The 21,850-nt window shown below is 41.4% G+C and carries 18 protein-coding genes; 7 read left to right on the forward strand and 11 right to left on the reverse strand.

Going from position 1 to position 21,850, the window contains the following annotated elements:
• Nucleotides 1-1,491 carry an o-succinylbenzoate--CoA ligase gene (gene menE / locus FPK91_RS12365; protein ID WP_144211533.1) on the forward strand — a complete coding sequence of 497 codons (1,491 nt, stop codon included), beginning with the start codon at nt 1-3 and terminating at the stop codon, nt 1,489-1,491.
• A 156-nt stretch (nt 1,492-1,647) separates the two neighbouring features.
• Here the strand turns inward: menE and rpoH are convergent, their stop codons facing one another.
• The 4 genes from rpoH to ftsY all read right to left on the reverse strand — a co-directional run bounded on the left by rpoH (nt 1,648) and on the right by ftsY (nt 5,887).
• On the reverse strand, nt 1,648-2,508 hold the full coding sequence (gene rpoH / locus FPK91_RS12370; RefSeq protein ID WP_144211534.1) for an RNA polymerase sigma factor RpoH: 861 nt from the start codon (nt 2,506-2,508) through the stop codon (nt 1,648-1,650).
• Nucleotides 2,509-2,762: 254 nt separating this feature from the next.
• Nucleotides 2,763-3,728, reverse strand: a complete 966-nt coding sequence (gene ftsX / locus FPK91_RS12375) for a permease-like cell division protein FtsX (protein ID WP_144211535.1) — start codon at nt 3,726-3,728, stop codon at nt 2,763-2,765.
• Nucleotides 3,728-4,420: a cell division ATP-binding protein FtsE gene (ftsE, locus tag FPK91_RS12380; RefSeq protein WP_144211536.1), complete on the reverse strand. Its 693-nt coding sequence runs from the start codon at nt 4,418-4,420 to the stop codon at nt 3,728-3,730. The genes ftsX and ftsE overlap by 1 nt, the downstream gene beginning before the upstream one ends.
• Before the next feature lie 6 nt (nt 4,421-4,426).
• Complete coding sequence (ftsY, locus tag FPK91_RS12385) at nt 4,427-5,887, reverse strand: signal recognition particle-docking protein FtsY (protein WP_144211537.1); 1,461 nt, start codon at nt 5,885-5,887, stop codon at nt 4,427-4,429.
• A gap of 177 nt (nt 5,888-6,064) precedes the next feature.
• Here ftsY and rsmD point away from each other — a divergent pair, with 177 nt between their 5' ends.
• Nucleotides 6,065-6,655 (forward strand): 16S rRNA (guanine(966)-N(2))-methyltransferase RsmD, encoded by a 591-nt coding sequence (gene rsmD / locus FPK91_RS12390; protein WP_144211538.1) that lies wholly within the window; start codon nt 6,065-6,067, stop codon nt 6,653-6,655.
• Nucleotides 6,656-6,697: 42 nt separating this feature from the next.
• Nucleotides 6,698-6,982, forward strand: a complete 285-nt coding sequence (locus FPK91_RS12395) for a DUF1145 domain-containing protein (protein WP_144211539.1) — start codon at nt 6,698-6,700, stop codon at nt 6,980-6,982.
• 99 nt (nt 6,983-7,081) lie between these two features.
• Here FPK91_RS12395 and FPK91_RS12400 read toward each other — a convergent pair whose 3' ends face one another.
• Complete coding sequence (locus FPK91_RS12400; protein WP_144211540.1) at nt 7,082-7,645, reverse strand: NapC/NirT family cytochrome c; 564 nt, start codon at nt 7,643-7,645, stop codon at nt 7,082-7,084.
• A 496-nt stretch (nt 7,646-8,141) separates the two neighbouring features.
• Between FPK91_RS12400 and FPK91_RS12405 the strand changes: the two genes are divergently transcribed.
• The 3 genes from FPK91_RS12405 to FPK91_RS12415 all read left to right on the forward strand — a co-directional run bounded on the left by FPK91_RS12405 (nt 8,142) and on the right by FPK91_RS12415 (nt 13,837).
• Nucleotides 8,142-8,639, forward strand: coding sequence for a hypothetical protein (locus FPK91_RS12405; protein WP_144211541.1), 498 nt, complete (start codon nt 8,142-8,144; stop codon nt 8,637-8,639).
• A 133-nt stretch (nt 8,640-8,772) separates the two neighbouring features.
• On the forward strand, nt 8,773-10,695 hold the full coding sequence (locus FPK91_RS12410) for an efflux RND transporter periplasmic adaptor subunit (RefSeq protein ID WP_227006557.1): 1,923 nt from the start codon (nt 8,773-8,775) through the stop codon (nt 10,693-10,695).
• Nucleotides 10,696-10,705: 10 nt separating this feature from the next.
• Nucleotides 10,706-13,837: an efflux RND transporter permease subunit gene (locus tag FPK91_RS12415; RefSeq protein WP_144211542.1), complete on the forward strand. Its 3,132-nt coding sequence runs from the start codon at nt 10,706-10,708 to the stop codon at nt 13,835-13,837.
• An 84-nt stretch (nt 13,838-13,921) separates the two neighbouring features.
• Here FPK91_RS12415 and FPK91_RS12420 read toward each other — a convergent pair whose 3' ends face one another.
• From FPK91_RS12420 to FPK91_RS12435, 4 genes are all read right to left on the reverse strand, one after another.
• Nucleotides 13,922-14,188 (reverse strand): hypothetical protein, encoded by a 267-nt coding sequence (locus FPK91_RS12420; RefSeq protein ID WP_144211543.1) that lies wholly within the window; start codon nt 14,186-14,188, stop codon nt 13,922-13,924.
• Between the two features lie 42 nt (nt 14,189-14,230).
• Nucleotides 14,231-15,016 carry a VOC family protein gene (locus FPK91_RS12425; RefSeq protein ID WP_144211544.1) on the reverse strand — a complete coding sequence of 262 codons (786 nt, stop codon included), beginning with the start codon at nt 15,014-15,016 and terminating at the stop codon, nt 14,231-14,233.
• 195 nt (nt 15,017-15,211) lie between these two features.
• Nucleotides 15,212-16,435, reverse strand: coding sequence for an HlyD family secretion protein (locus tag FPK91_RS12430; RefSeq protein ID WP_144211545.1), 1,224 nt, complete (start codon nt 16,433-16,435; stop codon nt 15,212-15,214).
• Complete coding sequence (locus FPK91_RS12435; RefSeq protein ID WP_144211546.1) at nt 16,432-16,839, reverse strand: MFS transporter; 408 nt, start codon at nt 16,837-16,839, stop codon at nt 16,432-16,434. Before FPK91_RS12435 ends, FPK91_RS12430 begins: the two co-directional genes overlap by 4 nt.
• 137 nt (nt 16,840-16,976) lie before the next feature.
• Between FPK91_RS12435 and FPK91_RS12440 the strand changes: the two genes are divergently transcribed.
• Nucleotides 16,977-18,002, forward strand: coding sequence for an AraC family transcriptional regulator (locus FPK91_RS12440; protein WP_144211547.1), 1,026 nt, complete (start codon nt 16,977-16,979; stop codon nt 18,000-18,002).
• A gap of 36 nt (nt 18,003-18,038) precedes the next feature.
• On the opposite strand, the gene mtr is transcribed toward FPK91_RS12440, so the two are convergent.
• Nucleotides 18,039-19,283, reverse strand: a complete 1,245-nt coding sequence (gene mtr / locus FPK91_RS12445) for a tryptophan permease (protein ID WP_168926924.1) — start codon at nt 19,281-19,283, stop codon at nt 18,039-18,041.
• Between the two features lie 11 nt (nt 19,284-19,294).
• Nucleotides 19,295-21,715, reverse strand: a complete 2,421-nt coding sequence (gene plsB, locus FPK91_RS12450) for a glycerol-3-phosphate 1-O-acyltransferase PlsB (protein WP_144211549.1) — start codon at nt 21,713-21,715, stop codon at nt 19,295-19,297.
• Nucleotides 21,716-21,850 lie beyond the last annotated feature (135 nt).

Raw genomic sequence — 21,850 nt, forward strand, 5'->3', positions numbered from 1 at the left:
ATGACTCAGATGATTTCGCCATTACATCAAACTGCCATTGACCACCCCGATGCAGTGGCAATCGTGTTACCTAATGGTACTGCTGGAACATCTCAAATTAGCTATATTGAACTTAGTCAGATGATATTGTTGTTAGCGCAGCAACTGAGTGCTCAAGGTGTAGTGAAAGGCCACCGCATTGCTAGTATCAGTCACAACAACCTAGAAATGATTTGCCTATATTGGGCTTGCATTGATTTAGGCACATTATTTGTCCCAATATCTCCTCGTTTCCCTGCGATACAAGTGAGCCAATTATGTCAGCGCTTTAACATCAATAGTTATTGGTTAGATCAGCAAGTTGCGTCAGCAATGGAGCAACCCTTAACCCAGCAACTTAGCGCAGCTAAACTTACCGTAAATGTGAACACTCAGAACAATAACCAAGCCCCCCTTAGAGCGAGCCCTGTAGACGTTAGAGCCGCAGTTAACGTTATCCTCACCTCTGGCTCAACTGGAACGCCTAAAGGCGTTGTACATAGCCTTAGCAATCATATTGCTAGTGCGAAAGGCTCTGCGGTTAATATTGTTTTAAATGAAGGTGATAGCTGGTTACTTTCTTTGCCTCTATTTCATATTGGTGGTTTAGCTATTGTGAATCGTTGCGCTATTGCGGCGGCGACATTAATCATGAGTTCAAGTAAACCGCTGACTGAACAATTAACGCAAACGCCCATAAGCCATCTATCATTAGTCTCCGCGCAATTAAGCCAAATTCTTAATGAGGATCCAGATGCGCTGCAACATGTGAAAGCCTTATTGTTGGGCGGCGGCGCGATTGATGCTGACTTAGTTAGTTCGCTCGAGAAACTCAATATCAATGCATTTTGCAGCTACGGTATGTCTGAAATGAGTTCGCAAATCACCACGGCAGCGATTAATACTCAGCACCATCTAGGAACTGCGCTGCCTCAAAGACAATTAAAGCTAATCGACGGGGTTATTTGGGTCAAAGGACCTTGTCTGTTTTTAGGCTATTTATCTGATGAGTCAACATCATTAAAACTTGAAAAAACACTGGATAACGACGGCTGGTTTTGCACTCAGGATCAAGGCCGATTAGATCCGCAGGGTAATCTGCATTTGTTAGGCCGTGTGGATAATATGTTTATTTGTGGTGGTGAGAATATTCACCCAGAAGAAATTGAAGCGGCACTTAGAGCACATCCTGATATTGCTCAAGCCATTGTATTCCCGCAGCATGATGCAAAATTCAGTTTATTACCTGCCGCGATAATTCAATTCAACACAACTGGCTCTGGCTCTGGCTCTGGCTCTGGCTTATCAGTAGAAACTATTACTGAGATAGAAACCACAATAACCACCAATATTGCGCGATTCAAGCGACCTCGTCACTATTATGCTTGGCCAGATAATATTGAATCTGCCAGTTTAAAAACCCCTAGAAAACAGATTATTGCCGCCATTAAGGCTCAATATAATCTCGACTGATTATTTTATTGGATGGCTCTATTTATATTCGCGTTATATTCACCAAAAACTTATTCAACTCTACGAACTTTATATTTCATAAATTTTAAGCACAAAAAAACCTGCATTAGCAGGTTTTAATCGTTAGCGAGATTGAAACGGATCAATCTGAACTTATTAGATGTCCATACAAGACTTAAGCTTGGTCATGGCATTCTTTTCAAGCTGTCTAATACGTTCTGCAGACACTTGGTAAGTAGTCGCAAGTTCTTGTAATGTTGTCTTGTCGTCATCCAACCAACGGGCTCTTAGGATATGTTGGCTACGTTCATCAAGGGTTTTAATCGCCGAGAATAAACGGGCTTGAGAGTCAGACTCCCAATTTTGGTTTTCAACTTCAACGGCAACATCAGAAGAGTGATCTTCTAAAAAATGAACCGGGGCAAAATCAGCACCGTCATCATCATTATCGTTTGTTAAATCAAATGCTGGATCTTGGGCCGCCATGCGCGACTCCATTTCCATGACGTCTTTTTTCGTCACCCCTAAATTTTCAGCCACCATGCCGACTTCTTCATCGCTAAACCAGCCTAAACGCTTTTTAGTTTTACGAATATTGAAGAACAATTTACGTTGCGCTTTGGTGGTGGCCACTTTCACGATACGCCAGTTTTTAAGCACGTACTCATGAATTTCAGCTTTAATCCAATGCACAGCAAAAGACACTAGGCGTACACCAACATTCGGATCAAAACGTTTTACCGCTTTCATCAAGCCAATGTTGCCTTCTTGAATCAGATCCGCTTGTGGCAAACCATATCCAGAATAACCTTTGGCCACATGCACAACAAAGCGCAAGTGCGACATAATCAGTTTCTTCGCTGCTTGTAGGTCACCAGTTTCTTGCAAACGCTTGGCTAGCTCCTGCTCTTCATCGACCCCAAGCATATCGATGCCTGTGACTGACTGCATATAAGCTTCTAAGCTGCTACTACCTCTAGGGACAGTAAGTGACATAGATTGCGATTGAAAGGCCATTGGCGCTCCTACTTTAACAACGATTAAAACAAGTCTTTGACTAAATCCTTTGCTGTTTTTTAGCAAAGGTTCGTGAACTATCTACGATATGACAACATATGTCAACAGACGTTCAGTATTAGTGGGTGCACAATTTATGTACTTAATTATACTCGGCTTAAAAGGCCTTGATTGCAAGTGAACAAAAGTTCATTTTTCCAACTACCCATCTAGTCAGCATAAATTTATCTACAGAAAATTGTACGTTGAAATACCTAAGAAGGTTCAATTGAACGTAAATGTTGCCTTACCGATAAGTATGAACCTAGCCAGCCTAAAAATGAGGCTAATAATACTAGCTTAATTAGCTCAGCAAAACTCAATGATTGAATCTGTAATTGACTGCCATATAACCCTAATAACTCACCCAGTGCAGAGTCGAGATACCACACCAACAAGTTAATAATTACCCAGGCCAGTACACCACCAATAACGCCATACCAAATACCGGTATAAAGAAACGGCCTTTGAATAAAGGATTCTGTCGCGCCAACTAGCTTCATCACTTCAATTTCGGTGCGGCGATTCATAATCGCTAAGCGAATAGTATTGCCAATCACTAACACCACAGCTAATACCAGTAATGCAGCAATAGCGAGTACAGTACGCTCAATGAGTTTCACCATAGCTTGTAGACGTTCAAGCCATTCAATATCTAAACGGCCAAAACTCACTTCGGGTTCACGTTCAAGCTTAACTAATAGTTGTCTCGCACCTTCAGGGCTTGAGTGGCGAGCCAGAGGTGTAACCACTACCACTGCAGGTAAAGGGTTACTATCAAGATAAGATAATGCTTCACCAAAACCTGATAAACGTTGGAATTCTTCTAGCGCTTGCTCACGACTTATATAATGAACAACATCCACTTCGGCATAAACTTTTATACGGGTCATTAAACTTTGAATCGATTGCTCGCTACGCCCTTCATTAATGAACAGCGAAATCTCTGCCGCGTTATTCCAGGATTGGGTAATATTTTCAGCATTTTTAACGAGTACTTGTAAAGCAGCTGGCAAACTCAAGCTCACCCCAAGTACTGCCATGGTCATGACAGAAGAAACAGGGTTACGCCAAAGCTCACCAATACTGGCCATAGCTTGTTGAATATGGCGCACAAAGAACATCACCACGCGACCAGTAAAAGGCAGTTTACTTGCGGTAATTTTAACTTTTTTGGTCATTATGCTTGTCCTTCAGTGGTAGCAGAATAAAGCTCTTCACTGCCAAGCATTTTTCCGTGGCGCAAGGTCAAGGTGCGGTACTTCATCCGTGCAATGAGTCCCAAATCATGGGTTGCGATGAGTACGCTAGTACCAGAGTCATGGAAGGTTTCGAATAATCTGAGGATATCCATCGATAACTTAGGATCTAAGTTACCCGTTGGTTCGTCGGCAAGTAATAGCGGCGGTTTATTCACAATCGCGCGGGCTATACCGACTCGTTGCTGCTCACCACCAGATAACATGATTGGCAAATGACGTTCTTTGCCATATAAACCCACCATGTCTAATGCACCTGCAACGCGTTTACGAATTTCACCGTGAGAAAAACCTTCAATCACTAATGGCAGCGCAATATTATCAAATACGCTCTTATCCATCAGTAGATGATGATTCTGGAAAATCATGCCGATATTACGACGTAGATATGGCACATGTTTCTTGCCTAATTTGGCAATATCATGACCATTAATCGACACTTTACCGGCACTGGCTCTTTCGATAACGGTGATCAATTTGAGCAAGGTACTTTTACCTGCGCCAGAATGTCCGGTTAAAAAGGCCATTTCCCCTTGTTGCAGGTGAAAATTAACTTCAGAGAGTGCTTTTTGGCCACCCGGATAAATTTTACTGACTTGCTCAAACTGGATCATAAATGACTATTCTGCCTTTTCCTGACTAAATAATGCTTCAATAAAATCGCTAGAATTAAAGGTGCGTAAGTCATCTATTTGCTCACCGACACCTATGTGACGAATGGGAATATTAAACTTATCTGCAATAGCGAAAATTACACCACCTTTAGCAGTACCATCTAACTTACTGATAGTAATACCTGTTACGCCAACAGCTTCTTGGAATAATTGCGCTTGGCTAATCGCATTTTGCCCTGTACTAGCATCTAGCGTTAGCATGACTTCATGTGGTGTATTAGGGTCTAATTTTTTCATGACGCGAACAACTTTTTTCAGTTCTTCCATCAAGTGACTCTTATTCTGTAAACGACCTGCGGTATCTGCAATCAATACATCAACATTACGCGCTTTGGCAGCTTGTAATGCATCAAATAATACTGATGCACTATCGGCACCCGTATGCTGAGCAATCACAGGGATATTATTACGTTGGCCCCAAACCTGTAACTGTTCAACCGCTGCTGCACGGAATGTGTCACCAGCTGCTAACATGACAGATTTACCTTGTTCTTCATACTGTTTTGCTAATTTACCAATGGTGGTCGTTTTACCCACACCATTAACACCTACCATTAGAATAACAAAAGGGCCGTCAGCATTTTCTGGAACAAGTGGGATTGCCACAGGGTCGAGAATTTTTTGCATCTCATCACGTAATAAATCATAAAGTGCTTCTGCATCTTTTAGCTGTCTGCGTGATGCTTGTGCAGTTAAGCTTTCAATAAGTCGAGTGGTCGTTTCAACGCCCACATCGGCAATCAATAACTGTTCTTCCAACTCTTCGAATAAGTCATCATCAATTTTCTTACCGCGGAAGATACCCATAAATCCGCTACCAATGTTTTCACTGGTACGAACCAATCCACGCTTTAAGCGAGCAAATAAACCTTCTTTTACGGGTTTAGCTTGAGGTTCATCAATTTGAACCTGTTCTTGCTCTGACTCTTTTTCTAATTGAGCTTGCTCAGCTAATTCTTCAGCTGCGCATTCTTGTTCTGCTAATTCTGCAGCGACACGTTGTTGCTCTGCCAATTCCGAAGCAACACGTTCTTGCTCTGCCAATTCCGCAGCGACACGTTGTTGCTCTGCTAATTCCGCAGCAGCGCGTTCTTGCTCTGCCAATTCTGCAGCAACACGTTCTTGTTCTGCTAATTCTGCAGCGACACGTTCTTGTTCTGCTAATTCTGCAGCAACACGTTCTTGCTCTGCCAATTCTGCAGCGACACGTTCTTGCTCTGCTAATGCCTCAGCTTCTTTGACAGTATTGGCTTGTTCTAATGCTAAAGCCTCGGCAGCTTGTTGCTGCTCAAGTTGCTCATCGGGTTGATTGGCATCAGCCTGTCGCTGCGCATTGTCGGTTGTAACTTGCTCTTGCTCTTTGGTTTTGTCTTTACGAAACCACGAAAAAAAACCTTTCTTTGCCATGTCTACTACCAGTGCTTAATGAGCTATAAAATTCGGAGAAGTTATCTCAAACATTCAATACTAAACTTGTTAAAAGGAATGCTCACCTTTAAACAGCAGTTTGGTATAAAATATCGAGTATCTAATTGGTTGCATAGTCTACCACTTTCTTTGTTCAGGCAAAATCACGAGGGCAAAATGTCCAAAAATAAGTCCGCTAGCGGCCAGGTCAGGATCATTTCAGGGCAATGGCGTTCACGAAAGTTACCGATTCATGATCTTGAAGGCCTAAGACCCACCACAGATCGTGTCCGTGAAACCTTGTTTAATTGGCTTTCTAGCGATATTAGTGGTGCAAGAGTACTTGATTGTTTCGCTGGCAGTGGTGCACTTAGCCTTGAAGCATTATCCCGTTACGCAAGCTATGCAAGGATCTGTGAATTACAGAGTAATGCAGCAAAGCAGCTTAAACAGAACCTTGTGACGCTCAAATGTGACAATGCAGATGTGATTAATGGCGATAGTCTCGTCACGTTGAAACAAGGGCTAGATAGCACTAAAGAGAAAGGCTTTGATATTGTATTTGTCGATCCGCCTTTTCGAAAAGGCTTAGCGAATCCAACATTGGCGCTATTAGCAGAGAAAAACTGGCTAAACGAAAATGCATTAATATATTTAGAAACAGAGTCGGATATAACAGATCTTGAGATCCCTGCAGATTGGGTCGAACTCAAGCAAAAAAGTGCCGGCCAAGTGTCTTACCGATTATTTCAATATCAAATAGATTGATAACCGCTTAGCTAAACCAGCAAAAACTCTCAGAGGAAAACCATGAAATATTTTATCGTCATCGGTAAAAGCTTTACCTTAATCACTTGGCTAGTGATGTTTTACAATTTATTCATGCCGCTTGAAGGCCAAGTCAGCATAATTTTAAATATCTTATTATTTATCACTGCTGTAATGCATTGCTTCCAATTATTGATATTTAATACCATGTTTAGCAGCCTCTTAAAATTATCTGCTCTTGATTACCTCAAGGTGTATTTTTTTGGTGTTTTCGGTTTACTTGAATATAGACAGAAAGTACTCGAACTGGATAAAAACAACAGCTAAAGAGTTACCGTAATAAACATTACAGACATAAAAAAACCTCGCCTAAGCGAGGTTTTTTTAATTAATCAGGATCATCACTCCCGATTAATAATCATCAACTTACTTTTTAGGGTAAGGGTGAGCAACACCTTTATGACAATCTACACAAGTCTTTCTCTTGTCGCCTTCTTGCTTAGCATTGCGTTCATGCATGCGTTTAGCCATTTTCTTCATTGTTTCAGGCTGATTATCGTAGATACGAGTGTGACAATGCTGACAGTTAGCAGAGTCATTAGCTTGGAAATATTTCAGCGCGATATCAGCTTGCTCTTTACGATTTTCATCTAACCAAGCTTGAGTATTGAAATCTTTGATTGTGACGAAACCGTATAAATCTTTAGATACGATAATCTTCTTCACCAAGTAATCAACTGGGCCATGTGGAAGGTGACAATCTTGACATTGCACAGTAACACCAGCGCGACCGCCGCCATGTGCAGAAGCTAACACTTCATCTTTAAGTGAGTGATTACTATGACAACTCATACAAAATTCATCTGAACTTGTTGCATGTAAAGTTTGTTGAGTGGCGAAATAGCCCACTACACCCATAACAACACCCACTATGATTAGTGCGATAATTGAATATTTTGCGCTCGGTTTGAATAGTGCACGCCAGTTCATCGTCATCTCCAGTTAACAGTTTTATAATTTATAATTTTTAAACTCGAAAATATAAATTTTAAGTTCTAAAAATAGTAAATCTATTCTAGGTTGTTTTTCCCATAAAAAAACGAATTAAAGGCATGTTTTAATTAATAAGTTGTCAATATATGCTTAAAATGAGATCAAGATCTATATATTGCAAACCGACTCGAACCTTTATGGTGCTTTTAAACCTAATACATAGCCGACCTTATGGCAAAGTTATCAATACAAAAATGACAAACTTCGTACATTTGCATTAATGTGTACAATACAAGCATCCATTGTATTAACTGCTAATATACAATATTGGAATTGCCGTGAGTTACTTTGTGCACTAGCGCATTGCTGTAAAAATTAATAAACGTTATATTATTAAGATTAATACGTTAATTTTCTGATTTAATCGATATAATCAATTTTAAATCAATAGATTAACAATCCGTGATGACTAATTATCAATTCAGTGGGAAAAATGAGCGCTAAACTATCGCATCAAATCATCGTTTTTATCACCTTGTTTGCCATTTTAGGCCAAGGGTTGATAACTAATGGTTATGCTATGGTCGCCAACCCTATGACACACTCAGCGACTGATTCCGTCACGGTAGATTCAATGGGTAAAATATCAACGTCTGACCACCAGCAACTAATGCCATCGTCTACCGTAAAACAAGATACCAACGCCATGGATTGTCACTCATCGATGTCAGGTAAAATGCCACAAAAAACCAGCCATTGTTGCGATGATGACGCGATGCTTAAGTCAAAAAGCACTTCAAAAAGCTGTTGTGATGGTCAAGCTGGCTGCGCCATTGATTGTGGTCATTGCATGACAATCTCGATGACAGGACATTTACTCTCATTTGACATAGTGTTGGCAAAAGCGGTCAATAGCAAAGCTGATGCAACCTCACTGCCCCATTTCTTTTATCATAAAACCCTCCCAGCCTTTCGACCTCCGATTAGCTAGATCATTGACTAGACACTTCATAGCTACAGCTCTGTAATATGTACTATCAGTGTTATATCTAGACATCTATATTTATTAGTATTTTTAAGTTTTGCACGGTTAAGCTATTCGCCTGCCGTACTTCGAGGTTTTTATGAAACACGCTATTTTATTCATTACCTTTGTGGGTTTTGTTACTGGGCTATTTAGTTATCCCGTTGCCGCACAACAAACCGCCACAGCGCACACTCATATAAATGCTCACGCAACTAATGAGCATCAACATGATGCAAACAAAATCACCTATTCATGCCCAATGCATCCTGAAGTCATAAGCCATAAATCGGGTGATACTTGCCCCAAGTGCAATATGTTCTTAGAAGAAGTTAGCCCTGAGGCTGCCATAGACCATAGCGCCGAAACGACCTATATCTGCCCAATGCACCCTGAAGTCACCAGCCATAAATCAGGTGATACTTGTCCTAAATGCAATATGCTTCTAGTGGCAAATGAAGAAGAGGAAGAGGAAGAAGAGGAAGCTGGTCACAGTTCAAATGAACATGCTCAGAAGATCTATATCTGCCCAATGCATCCTGAAGTCACTAGCCATAAATCAGGCGATACTTGTCCTAAATGCAATATGTTTTTAGAAGAAGTAAAAACAGACCCGATGCCAATATCACAGGTACAAAAAACCTATATCTGCCCAATGCACCCTGAAGTAACCAGCCATAAATCAGGTGATACCTGCCCTAAATGCAATATGTTTCTAGTGGCAAAAGAAGAAGAGGAAGAAGCTGACCACAGCCAACATGGCCATACCCAAACATCCACAAACATGGCAATGCCGGTCTCTGAGATTAGTGTTGAAAATAGCTCAACAAACAGCGCAGCAGATAAAGTATTTAATACTGTTAAGCCGAGCTTATTACCTACAGATGCTGAACCAACCATTAAGTTTGTTTGCCCAATGCACCCGCATATCGTGTCTGACACTCAAGGAACTTGCCCTATTTGTGGGATGAATTTAGAAAAAGTCACTTTAGGCGCCGCAGCTGAAGAAATCGTCGTTGGTGTATCAGGCGGCATGCAACAAGCTTTAGGGATGAGAACTCAACAAGTTGAAAAAGATACCTTATGGCGCCTCGTTAACACCATTGGCACCGTTGAGTATAACGAAGATAGTATTACTCATGTGCATACCCGCATAACCGGTTGGGTTGAAAAATTGCATATCAATAATGTTGGCCAAAAAATCAAAAAAGGTCAGTTAATGTATGAACTTTATTCACCAGAACTCATTAACGCTCAAGATGATTACATGCAAGCAATTGATTATTTAAAGCAAGATAATCAACGCGGCAGCATACTAGAGCGTAAAGCCCGTCAACGTTTAGAGCTCTTAGGTATATCTTCAAAGATTATTAAACAATTAGAAACTACGGGTGAAACTATTTATCGGGTACCTTTTTATGCCCCGCAAGATGGCTTTGTTAGCCAAATGGATATCCGTGACGGCATGTATATTCAACCAGGCAATACTTTAATTGAGTTAGTCGACTTATCTACCGTTTGGGTCATCGCAGATGTATTTGAAAATGAACAAAGCTGGCTAGAAAAAGGCCGATCAGCTGAGGTTACAGCATCGGCTCAAGGGCTATTTTCATTAGAATCAGATATTGATTATATCTACCCAGAACTTGATCCTGTCACTCGCGCCATGCGAGTCAGAATAAAATTAGATAATCCAAATGAAAGCTTACGACCAGGTACCTTAGTGGATGTATCTTTATTTGGCGGCCCTAAGCGCAACATTATTACTATTCCCACAGAAGCATTGATATTAACCGGCCGCGAAAATCGGGTGGTAGTTCAGCGTCACGATACCGGATTTACTTCGGTACCTGTAAAAGTCGGCATCATTGCGCAGGGAAAAGCAGAGATCATTGAAGGCATAAATGAAGGCGATCATGTGGTGGTTTCAGGGCAGTTTTTGCTTGATTCAGAAGCTAGCATTCAAGGTAGCTTATTACGTTTAAGCGGCGCAGATAAAGCGCCTGCAGCCCATAACCACTAGGAGCACTCTCATGCTAGAGAAAATAATCAGTGCTTCGATAAAACAACGTGCGATGGTGTTATTACTCACCTTAATCATCGCTGTAGTCGGTTATCAAGCCATGCGTACCACCCCATTGGATGCCCTACCGGACTTATCTGATGTACAAGTGATCGTTAAAACTTCGTACCCAGGCCAAGCACCACAATTAGTCGAAGACCAAATTACTTACCCGCTATCCACGGCAATGCTGGCAGTACCCGGTGCTAAAACAGTGCGTGGATTTTCAATGTTTGGCGACTCATTCGTCTATATCATTTTCGAAGATAATACTGATATCTACTGGGCTCGCTCTCGAGTATTAGAGTATTTATCACAAACCCAAGACCAGCTACCTGAGGGCGTAACCCCAACATTGGGGCCAGATGCTTCTGGCGTAGGTTGGGTATTCCAATATGCCTTGGTCGATAGACAAGGTAATCACGATTTAGCCCAGCTACGTTCACTGCAAGACTGGTTCTTAAAACTGGAGTTACAAAGTGTTGAAGGTGTGTCTGAAATTGCCACTATTGGCGGCATGGAGCAGTCTTATCAAATCGTGGTCGACCCACATAAACTCGCCTTATATCAAATCGATTTAATGACCGTAAAAAATGCACTGGCAAGCTCTAATAGCTCTGTAGGTGGCTCGGTTATCGAAATGGCCGAAGCTGAATACATGATTACCTCATCAGGTTATAGACAAAATATTGAAGATTTTGCCGAAATTCCTTTAGGGGTGTTATCTGATACTGGCACACCAGTATTGATGAAAGATGTGGCGCAGCTGCGAACAGGCCCAGCTGCCCGCCGTGGTATTGCAGAACTTGATGGCAAAGGTGAAGTCGTCGGCGGTATTGTGGTGATGCGCTATGGCGAAAATGCCCTTGAAACCATTAACAATGTAAAACAGAAAATTAAGCAAATTGAAAGCGGTTTACCTGAAGGTGTCGAGTTAGTTATCACTTACGATCGCTCAGAACTTATCCTCAATTCTGTGGATAACCTGATGCACAAAGTAATGGAAGAAATGTTGGTGGTAGGCTTAGTCTGCTTACTATTTCTATTACATGCACGCTCAACGCTAGTTGCCATAATCACCTTGCCATTGTCGATATTAAGCAGCTTTATCATCATGCATTTTATGGGCGTTAATGCCAATATCATGAGCTTAGGGGGGATTGCCATTGCCATAGGAGCCGTTGTCGATGCGGCCATTGTCATGGTAGAAAATGCCCACAAGCATTTAGAACGATATCGGGAAGAACACGGTAAACCACCCGAAGGTGAAGCTCATTGGCAATTAATCAAAGAGGCCTCTGTTGAAGTGGGACCAGCGCTATTCTTTAGTTTGTTGATCATCACCTTAAGCTTTATTCCCGTGTTCGCACTGGAAGCCCAAGAAGGCCGCTTATTCCATCCACTGGCGTATACTAAAACCTTTGCAATGGCGTCTTCAGCAATACTCGCCATCACCTTGATTCCAGTTTTAATGGGCTATTTTGTCCGCGGTAATATTCCAGATGAACGCAAAAACCCCATCAGTCGATTTTTAATTGCCATATACCAGCCATTACTCAAACTGGTATTAAAGTTTCCTAAATTCACTATCGTATTAGCACTGATCACTTTAGCGAGTGCTTACTATCCTATGACAAAGATGGGTTCTGAATTTATGCCAGAACTCGCTGAAGGTGACTTACTTTATATGCCCACAACCCTGCCTAGTGTTAGTGCAGGTAAAGCCGCTGAAATTTTACAACAAACTGATAGATTGATTAAAACAGTGCCAGAGGTCAAAAGAGTATTTGGTAAAGTGGGACGAGCGATGACTGCTACCGACCCTGCACCTTTAACCATGCTTGAGACCACCATAATGCTTAAACCACATGATGAATGGCGTGAAGGCGTGACCTTAGAATCTATCATTGCAGAGCTGCAAAAAACGGTAAAAGTGCCCGGTATGACTAACGCGTGGGTGCAGCCGATAAAAACCCGTATCGATATGCTATCAACAGGGGTTAGAACGCCTGTCGGCATAAAAATATCAGGTTCTGATGTCGCCGAATTAGAAAAGATAGGCACTGAAATAGAAGCGGTGATGAGCCAAGTACCAGGCACAACATCAGCATTTGCGCAGCGAAGTAGTGGTGGACGTTATATCGATATTGAGCCGAAACTAAAAAATGCAGCTCGATATGGTATGACCCTAAGTGACATCCAAGATGTGGTGCAAATCGCCATAGGCGGTATGAAAGTTGGCGAGTCAGTTCAAGGCCAAGAACGATACCCAATTAACATTCGTTACCCACGAGAGTTACGTGACAGCATCGAAAAAATCAGGGATTTACCAGTATTAACCAAAACAGGTAAATATCTGCCATTAAGCGTTTTAGCAGACATCACCATCAGCGATGGACCTCCAATGCTTGCCAGTGAAAATGGCCGCTTAATTTCATGGGTATTTGTTGATATTAAAGATATTTCTATTGGCGAATATATTAAGAAAGCGCAAATAGCCTTAGACCAACAAATTACGCTGCCAGCACGTTATAGTTATAGCTTTGCCGGGCAATATGAATATATGCAACGTGTTGAAGCTAAAATGACGTTAGTTATTCCATTAATGATTGCAGTTATTTTCATATTACTGATGCTGACCTTTAACTCATTTGCCCAAGCTTCGGTGATTATGCTGAGCTTGCCATTTGCCTTAGTGGGCAGCGCATGGTTTTTATATCTACTGAACTTCAACTTTTCGGTTGCTGTATCAGTCGGCATGATAGCCCTTGCGGGGGTCGCGGCTGAATTTGGCGTAGTCATGCAGGTGTATCTAAACAACAGTATTAGAGACCGAAAACGCAATGACACTCTCAATAGTAAAGATGATTTACGTCAGGCATTGATTGAAGGTGCTGTTATGCGTATTCGACCCAAAGCGATGACGGTTGCGACCATATTTTTTGGCTTACTGCCGATAATGTGGGGTACGGGAACGGGGAACGAAGTGATGCAAAAAATTGCCGCACCTATGGTTGGCGGTATGGTCACCGCGCCTTTGCTATCACTGTTTGTCATCCCTGCAATCTATTTACTGATTTATGGCCGTAAACTCAGCAAGTAGATTTAAAAGGTTATTCATCAATAATAAAAAAGGCGCTTACGGCGCCTTTTTTATTTATAAAGTCATAATCTCAATCAGAGTTTGTTAGCTTGGCTCACTAAGCACGGTTTGCTTTTCTCGTGCCAATTGCATCATCCTAAAAATACCCCAAGCCATAATACAACCACCGACTCCGACCATAGCGAACAGCAGTATTGAATTCGCTAACATAGGATAAGCAGCAGTATCAAAACCTGCAACTAAACCGTATAAACCAGCAGCCACTAATAAAGTGCCTGGAAAATCAATTATTGCCACCATGGTCATTTTCTTTTGAATCACGGCCAGTTTCTCGTCCTTTGTTACAGTCATTCCTCATCCTTGCTTATTCACTATTTACACTTATATTAACGCTTAAAATACCTTGGTCAATTTAATCACTGAAAAGGTGCCGCCTTGTGGGTCATCAATGACGGCAAAACGGCCTACATCAGGAATATCCGTTGGAGGAACACAAATACGCCCCCCTAACTCTTCGGCTTTTTTGGCCATTGCATCACAATCTTCGACGCTAAAATATAGCATCCAATGTGGTGGGGTATCTTTCCACTCAGGTGTCATTTCCATCATACCGCCAACGGGTTGCTTATTTACCAGCCACTGCACGTAATCACCAATCCCCATCTCAGACATGTCTACCGTACTCGTATCAAAACTAAGCACTTGACGATAAAAGCTCTTAGCTAAGACGCTATCACGGCACATATACTCCACCCAGCACAGGGTATTGGGTTCAAATGAACGCTTAATCCCCACATGGTCGAAGGCTTGCCAAATAGAAAAGCGTGCCCCTTCAGGGTCGTGGCATACGGCCATTTTACCTGAATCACCCACTGAATGAGGTCCAGCAACGATTTCACCACCCGCATGTTTAATCACTTTTACCGTTTCATCCACATCATCCACAGCAAAATATAACTCCCAATGTGTGGGCAGTTTTAGCATTTCTTGTGGCATTTGATACATGGCAGCAATATCATCACCTTCTAGCTGCAGCATGGTGTAATGACCTTCAGGCATGGGCATATCATCAGCCTGCCATTGAAATAATTTTTGATAAAATATTTTAGCTGAGTACCAATCATGTGTGGCTAGTTCGATCCAGCAAGGCTGCCCCTGCTTATAGTTTGAAACCTTCATATAAATCATCCTTGGCATCTTATGGGAGAATTAATTTGTCTAATTGCCAACCTACTTATAGTTAAGCCCTTTTTAGCACTAATGTCGAGGTTGATATTTAGGCTGTTCTCAGCAACAAAAATGCCCTCATTTGAGGGCATTTGATATTTAAATCAGATAATTAAAAAAAATGACCAGTTAATTCATCTGATTTCTTTATATGGACCACAAGTAGTAAATTTGCGATTTCATGCGAATAATAATGCCTCTAATGATATCGAGGAAGGACAGAAACTCCACCGGTTTAGCCGCTGATATCCACGCTAAGCCTACTGAGCCCACAGGAATATCATAACCTTCAGTTTCATCCAGTTTCAACCTGACAAAGTGGTGTTTGTTATTTAAATTTTGCCCCGTGGTTTGTCTAACATTATCATCACGCGCCAACAAACTACCTTGTGCTTCACCCGTCGCTTCAATAATGCCTTCAACGTGGGCATTAAATACTTTTCCTGGATACACCGCAGATGAGAACTCAGACATTTGCCCGACTTTTACATTACGGATCGCTTGATGATTAACACGCATCAGTACGTATTTTTCATCGGTGTACATCTGAATTCGCGGTGCCACTCCAACATATTGGCCTTCACGCATTATAAAGTTAGTTAAATAACCATTCGCAGGCGCATAAACCTTGGTGTTATCTAAGTTCCATTGCGCTTGCGCAACCGATTCAATTTCACTGTTCAAGTCTGATTGGCGACTATCAACCGTTAAATGCGCCTTTTGAATATTAAGTTGTGCCTTATGGACTTCTGTACCCGCTTTAGAAATTTTCGTGGTGTAAGCATCAACTTGTGATTGCGCCAAATCAACTGCGGTTTGCTGCTCATCTAACTGGCTTTGAGTTATGGTGTCAGCAACTTTACTGTTTTGCTCAACATAACGCGCTAAGGTCGTTTGTTTCCAAACCAAATCTTTCTTTGATGCATGTAACTGATTTTTAGTTATCGATACATCAGACTCTGCAACTTGCAGCTCTTTGTTGGCAATTAAAATATCTTCTCTTGATAGCGATAAGGCGACTTCAGCAGTTTGCTGTTGTACTTGGGCTTTATTCAACGCAATTTGATATGGCTCATCATCAATTTCATAAATAAGCTGACCAGCAACCACCTTTTCATTAGGCTCAACATAAATCCCTTTTACATTGCCTTTAATCTGAGTCGATGCTGGGCGCAGTTGAATATGTGGAGATTGCACTATCGAACCACCAGATAAATCCATCGGTGCGTAATTAAGTAACCCCACCCATACAAACATTAACCAACCGGTGCCCCCCAGGTATGCAAAGGCTTTAGTGCCTTTATTCCAAGGCATTCCCACCATTCTAAGTATGTAAATCAGTAGCGCCCAAATAGCTAAACCTTCAATCATAATAACGCTCCTTTACTTATCGTGGCAGCTTGCTGCGGTGCTGGCTCTAACTGATGTGATGCTGACTGTTGAGCTTCTGGTGCTAGAGGTTTTGGTGTTAGGGGTTCTGGTTCGCTCTCACGCCAGATATCTCGTATTCTTCTCAACGCTTTACCGCTATCAACAAAAGCCACCAGCACAGCTAAAACCCACACCCAATGCCAGACAAAACCAATCCAGGTGAGCGCAGTAATCAAGCCTATCTGTTGATGCTTTTCTTTATGCGCTTTATTGATCGGCAATTCATGAATTCGCCAGAAACCTATTCCTGCCGCCGCGACCGTAACCACTAAAACAACTAATGCTAATCCGTGAAGGGCGGTATCAACGCCTGAGTCAACAAACGGCATACTAAATAAACTCATGGTAAAACTCCTCAAACAATCGCAATGGGCACATTCTGCATGTTCTTAAAATGAGGACAACAGCAAGTCACCACTAGTATCATTTTCAGCTATTTTTTGATATATATAGTGACACCGTATCCAGTGAGAAATTTAGTATGTCGTTTGATATGTCTTTTATCCGAGTGTGCTGTATTAAGCCTTTATTGCTGGGAATTGAAAAAGTTTATGGCATTAAGTCAGAGAGTTTAGGCATTCCAATAAGATTACTTGATGAGCCCATGGCACTGATCCCATTTACTGAAGTGGCTGATTGGTTTATTAAAATTGAACAACTTACAGGTGAGCAAGATTTCATGCTCAAATTACAATCTTATCTCAATTTTAATCAAATTGGCCCCTTGGGGAATTGGTTCTTATCGACCCCTGATTTAGCTCTATCATTTAGGCGAATAAACTACGCTATTGCCAGCTTTCAATCCGGTGCCAGTTATTACGGCATCCAATCAAGTAAAATTATAAAGTGGTGTTACAACAACCCTTATGCCACCGACAGGTCTAAATCCCATGATTCATTGCGCATTGCTATCTCACTATTAAATACAGCACGCCATTTCTTAGGCCCTAACTACAGCCCAATTAAAGTCATGCTAAGCGGGCCTACTTTAGGACAAAATAGCATTGAAAAATTAATGGGCTGTAAAGTCACTTGGAATGCGCCGCAAACTGAGCTGTGGATTGGTTTAAATGAATTAATTAATAATGAATTTCATCATCAAGTGGGCCAGCCTATATTTGATGCCGATACTGCACTGCCGTTCAATCAACTCGATAAATTTCTCAATATGCCACAGGCACATGATGTCCCCAAGTTACTGTACGAAATGGTGAATTATTGTCGTTTTTATGGTTTACCTACCTTAAATAAATTAGCCAATTTATGCGGCCTATCTAAGCAACAATTACAGCGTCGGTTAGCCTTCACAGGTTTTAGTTTTACGGAGTTACTGAAATATATTCTGGGGAATCTAGCAATTAAGTATATGCAGGAAGGGAAAAGTATTACCGAAATATCCGTGTTATTAGGTTATTCAAGTAATCGCAGTTTTAGTAAAAGCTTTCAGCTGTTTCATCAACAAACCCCGACTCAATACTTGCAAAAAATCCAACAAAAAAGCCCTTAAAAAGGGCTTTTTATTTACAGATTGTTTACCAAAAAATTATCTATAAACAGGCAGTAAATCTGCCATTGCCAATAAATGACAAGTCGCAGTGACAATACCGAATACGATGATGACAACAATCAATGGCGTGCCACCAGGGACTCTGAAGCTGTTTTCATCAGGGAACATTTTACGTGACTTATAAGCCATCATAGCCGGAACAATCGCCGCCCAAATAGTGGCAGCTAGCGCAGCAAAGCCAATAGCCATCAAGAAGCCGTTAGGGAATAATAATCCCAATACTGTCGGTGGGATAAAAGTAATAGCCGCAGTTTTGATTCGGCCATTATTTGATTCGTCAAAACCAAATAAATCTGCAAGGTAATCAAACAAACCTAAGGTAACACCGAGAAATGATGACGCTACCGCTAAGTTAGCAAACAAGGTCAACATGGTGTTAAGCCATTTATTGGCCATCACTTCTGACAAAGCGCCAACCAATACGCCCATATTGCCGCCTTGGGCAATGATGTCGCTAAACTGACTGCGAGGAATGTTGCCCATGGTCGCCACTAACCAACAAGCGTAAATGACTAATGCGATAAAAGTACCGATACAGATAGCTTTTATAATCACTTTAGGCTGTTTGCCATAATACTTAACGAGGCTTGGTACATTACCGTGGTAGCCAAAGCTTGCAAGACCAAATGGCAGAGCTGCCAATATATAAGGTGAAAAACTAGCTTCACCATCTGGCATCAATAATTTAGCGCTGTCCACATCTATCAGCAAGTTGCCCACAGCAAGGAAAAACGTTATGAGCATGCCGCCAATCATAATGGTGGTAATGCGATCAACCGCTTTAGTACTGATAACAACCACTGCAGCAAGCACTGCAGCAAACACTAAACCTGCAGCACTTTGCGGTAAATGAATACCCATACCCGATAAGGTGTGGTTCACAATCGAGCCACCGCCACTAATGTAGGCATAGGTCAGAATGTATAAAACAAAGGCAATTGACAGACCGTTAATGATCCGCCAGAACTGGCCTAAAGTCACTTTGGTTAACGTATCAAAACTGTCGCCAGGTTTGAAATGTAAATTAGTTTCAAGCAGCATCAGCCCAGAAACCAGCATACAAAACCAAATACCGACTAGCATGACTAATGAATAGCCAAACCACATGCCTGCACTAACAACAGGCAAAGAAAACATACCAGCACCAACGGTAGTACCGGCGATGATCATAGCGCCGCCTAATAAGGATTTATTTTGCGGTTGTGATTGTGTTGCGCTCATAAAATTAGTAATTACCCATGTTCCACTGTGACGCTATCGACAATGGTTTTTCGAACAGATAAACGCAGCATACCATTGGCATGATCACGTATTCGGATGACTTCAAATTGATTGTCATTACCCGATAGGTATCCTAATTCTTTTAATTTAACACTCAAATTATTATAGAGCTTTTTGTCATAAAACTCTGGCGCAGTAATTCCGTGTAAAGCACCTAAACGCTGAGCCAATAAATGGCTAGCGCTTTCAAGATCTGAACGCTCAATTTCTGGCTTGTAAGCCAATAAATTAAAGATAATCGCGTAACGTTGTAAGGTCTCACTTACCGTCCCAGACAATAGCATTAACTGGGTAATGTTACCTTGATTGACTTCAAAGTGATCAGTACCAGAAATCAATTGCTGCTCAACAAATAAATCAAGAACATGATCAACATACGTCGTTAAATCTTTAATGCCCATAAACAGTTCAGCTTTCAATAATGGGTAAAAGTCTTTAACAATTTGCTGTATTTTCTCGCGATTAAATTCTTCATATTGCACCAAACAGCTTGCTACTAAAGAAGGTACTGCCATTAGATGAATAATGTTATTGCGATAATAGCTCATGGCAATGACTGATTTATCATCAATAGAAATGATTTCGCCCATTGCATCTGTCGTTGAAGTGAACTTATTCAATGATAAACACTGTTCAACTAAATCATGAGATGAACCATCAGCAACAGACGCATACTGAGTGTATGGCACATCTTTTAAGATTTTAAGATATAAATCTAATTGTCTCTCAAGCTCGGTACGCTCTAATGCATTTTGCTCTGATGCCAATAACACCATGCTGGTTAATGTCACTGAACTCGCAGCGGCTGCACCATTGATGTTAGTCATGACTTTATTCGCCAGTACATTAACCGCAGGCGTTAACCATGAAGGCTTTTGATCTGGGTCTTTGGCAATCTCTTCACGCCAATTAGGCGATTGTTCATTCAAGAAATTTTGCACATTAATCGGCTCACCAAAATTGACATAACCTTGACCAAAGTTACCTAATTTACGCAATGCTCCAAATACCTGCCAAACGGATTCTTTTTGCTTTTTCTTGCCGCTTAACTCTTTGTGATAAGTCGACACTTCCATCACATGGTCATAGCCTAAATAAACAGGCACCAGAGTGACTGGGCGTTCGATTCCGCGCAGTACACAGTTAACCGTCATCGCTAACATGCCAGTTTTAGGCGCTAATAAACGACCGGTACGCGAACGACCACCTTCAGTGAAGTATTCAACCGAATAGCCTTTAGCAAATAGCTGATCTAAGTATTCACGGAATACCGCGGTATAAAGTTTGTTGCCGTTAAAACTACGGCGAATAAAGAATGCACCACCACGGCGGAACATAGGCCCTGCAGGCCAGAAATTCAAATTAATACCTGCGGCAATATGCGGCGGCACCATACCTTGGTAATACAGTATGTATGAAAGCAGTAAGTAATCCATATGGCTACGATGACACGGCACATAAACAATTTCGTGACCATCATGATGCAGTTTACGCACTTGCTCAGCACTTTTAATGCTAATACCACTGTATAACTTGTTCCACAGCCAAGTGAGAAAACGCTCTGCAATACGGACTAAGCTATCAGAGTAATCTGCAGCAACTTCATCTAAATATTCAATCGCTTTTTCGCGGGCTTTTTCTTCTGATATTTTTTTGTTAACCGCTTCTTCTTTAATCGCTTTAGTGATCGCCTCAGATTTTAATAATGAGTTGAACATCGCTTGGCGATTCGGCAGTTGCGGGCCCGTCATCACTTTACGTTGACGTCTAAAGTGAACCCGTGCAACACGAATAAGCTTGTGAGCAATACTGACGTCAGTACCATGTTCATCAGCCATATAGCGTAATGACATCGCATTTGAAAACTGCACAAAGCTGTGACGGCCTAAAAACAAAATCATCAACCATTTACGCAGCCAAGTTGGATTTTCACGCTCAAAAACAGCAGCAGTGATGGTATCGTCTTCTTTACCAGGAATACGTCCCCAATATAGGCTAACCGGAACCAACTGAATATCTAGCTCATTATTTTTCTTATGTAATGTTAGTAGCTTTGTGAAATTATCCACAAACTTATCGCCACTTAAACGTTTACCAAACAAAGGTTTACGACCTTCAACACACACAATTCTCGGTGTATTTAAACCATCTACGTCTAGTCTCTCATAGGGGCTCGGTAAGCCGTATTTAGCCGTCACTTCATTTAAAGCAGCAATATCACTGAGTGATTCTGTCTTCATTACATAGACCACTGGTTTATCTGGGTCTAAGTTCAGATCGGCAAATGGATCCTCTGGCACAACAACAGTGTGCACCATGAGTTTTTGTATCCAACGTAATGATTTTGCAATGATTGAATCAGGTTTTAACATGAGTGTTCGCATTTTCAACATCAATTTATTGCGCATAGAATACCAGATTCTTGTTCAGATTCCCTAACCTACATTAATTGTAAAAATTAATGGTTAATACTTGCACGATTAAAAATACTGTATATAATGACAGTC

The sequence above is a fragment of the Shewanella donghaensis genome (assembly GCF_007567505.1).
GTDB classification, from domain to species: domain Bacteria; phylum Pseudomonadota; class Gammaproteobacteria; order Enterobacterales; family Shewanellaceae; genus Shewanella; species Shewanella donghaensis.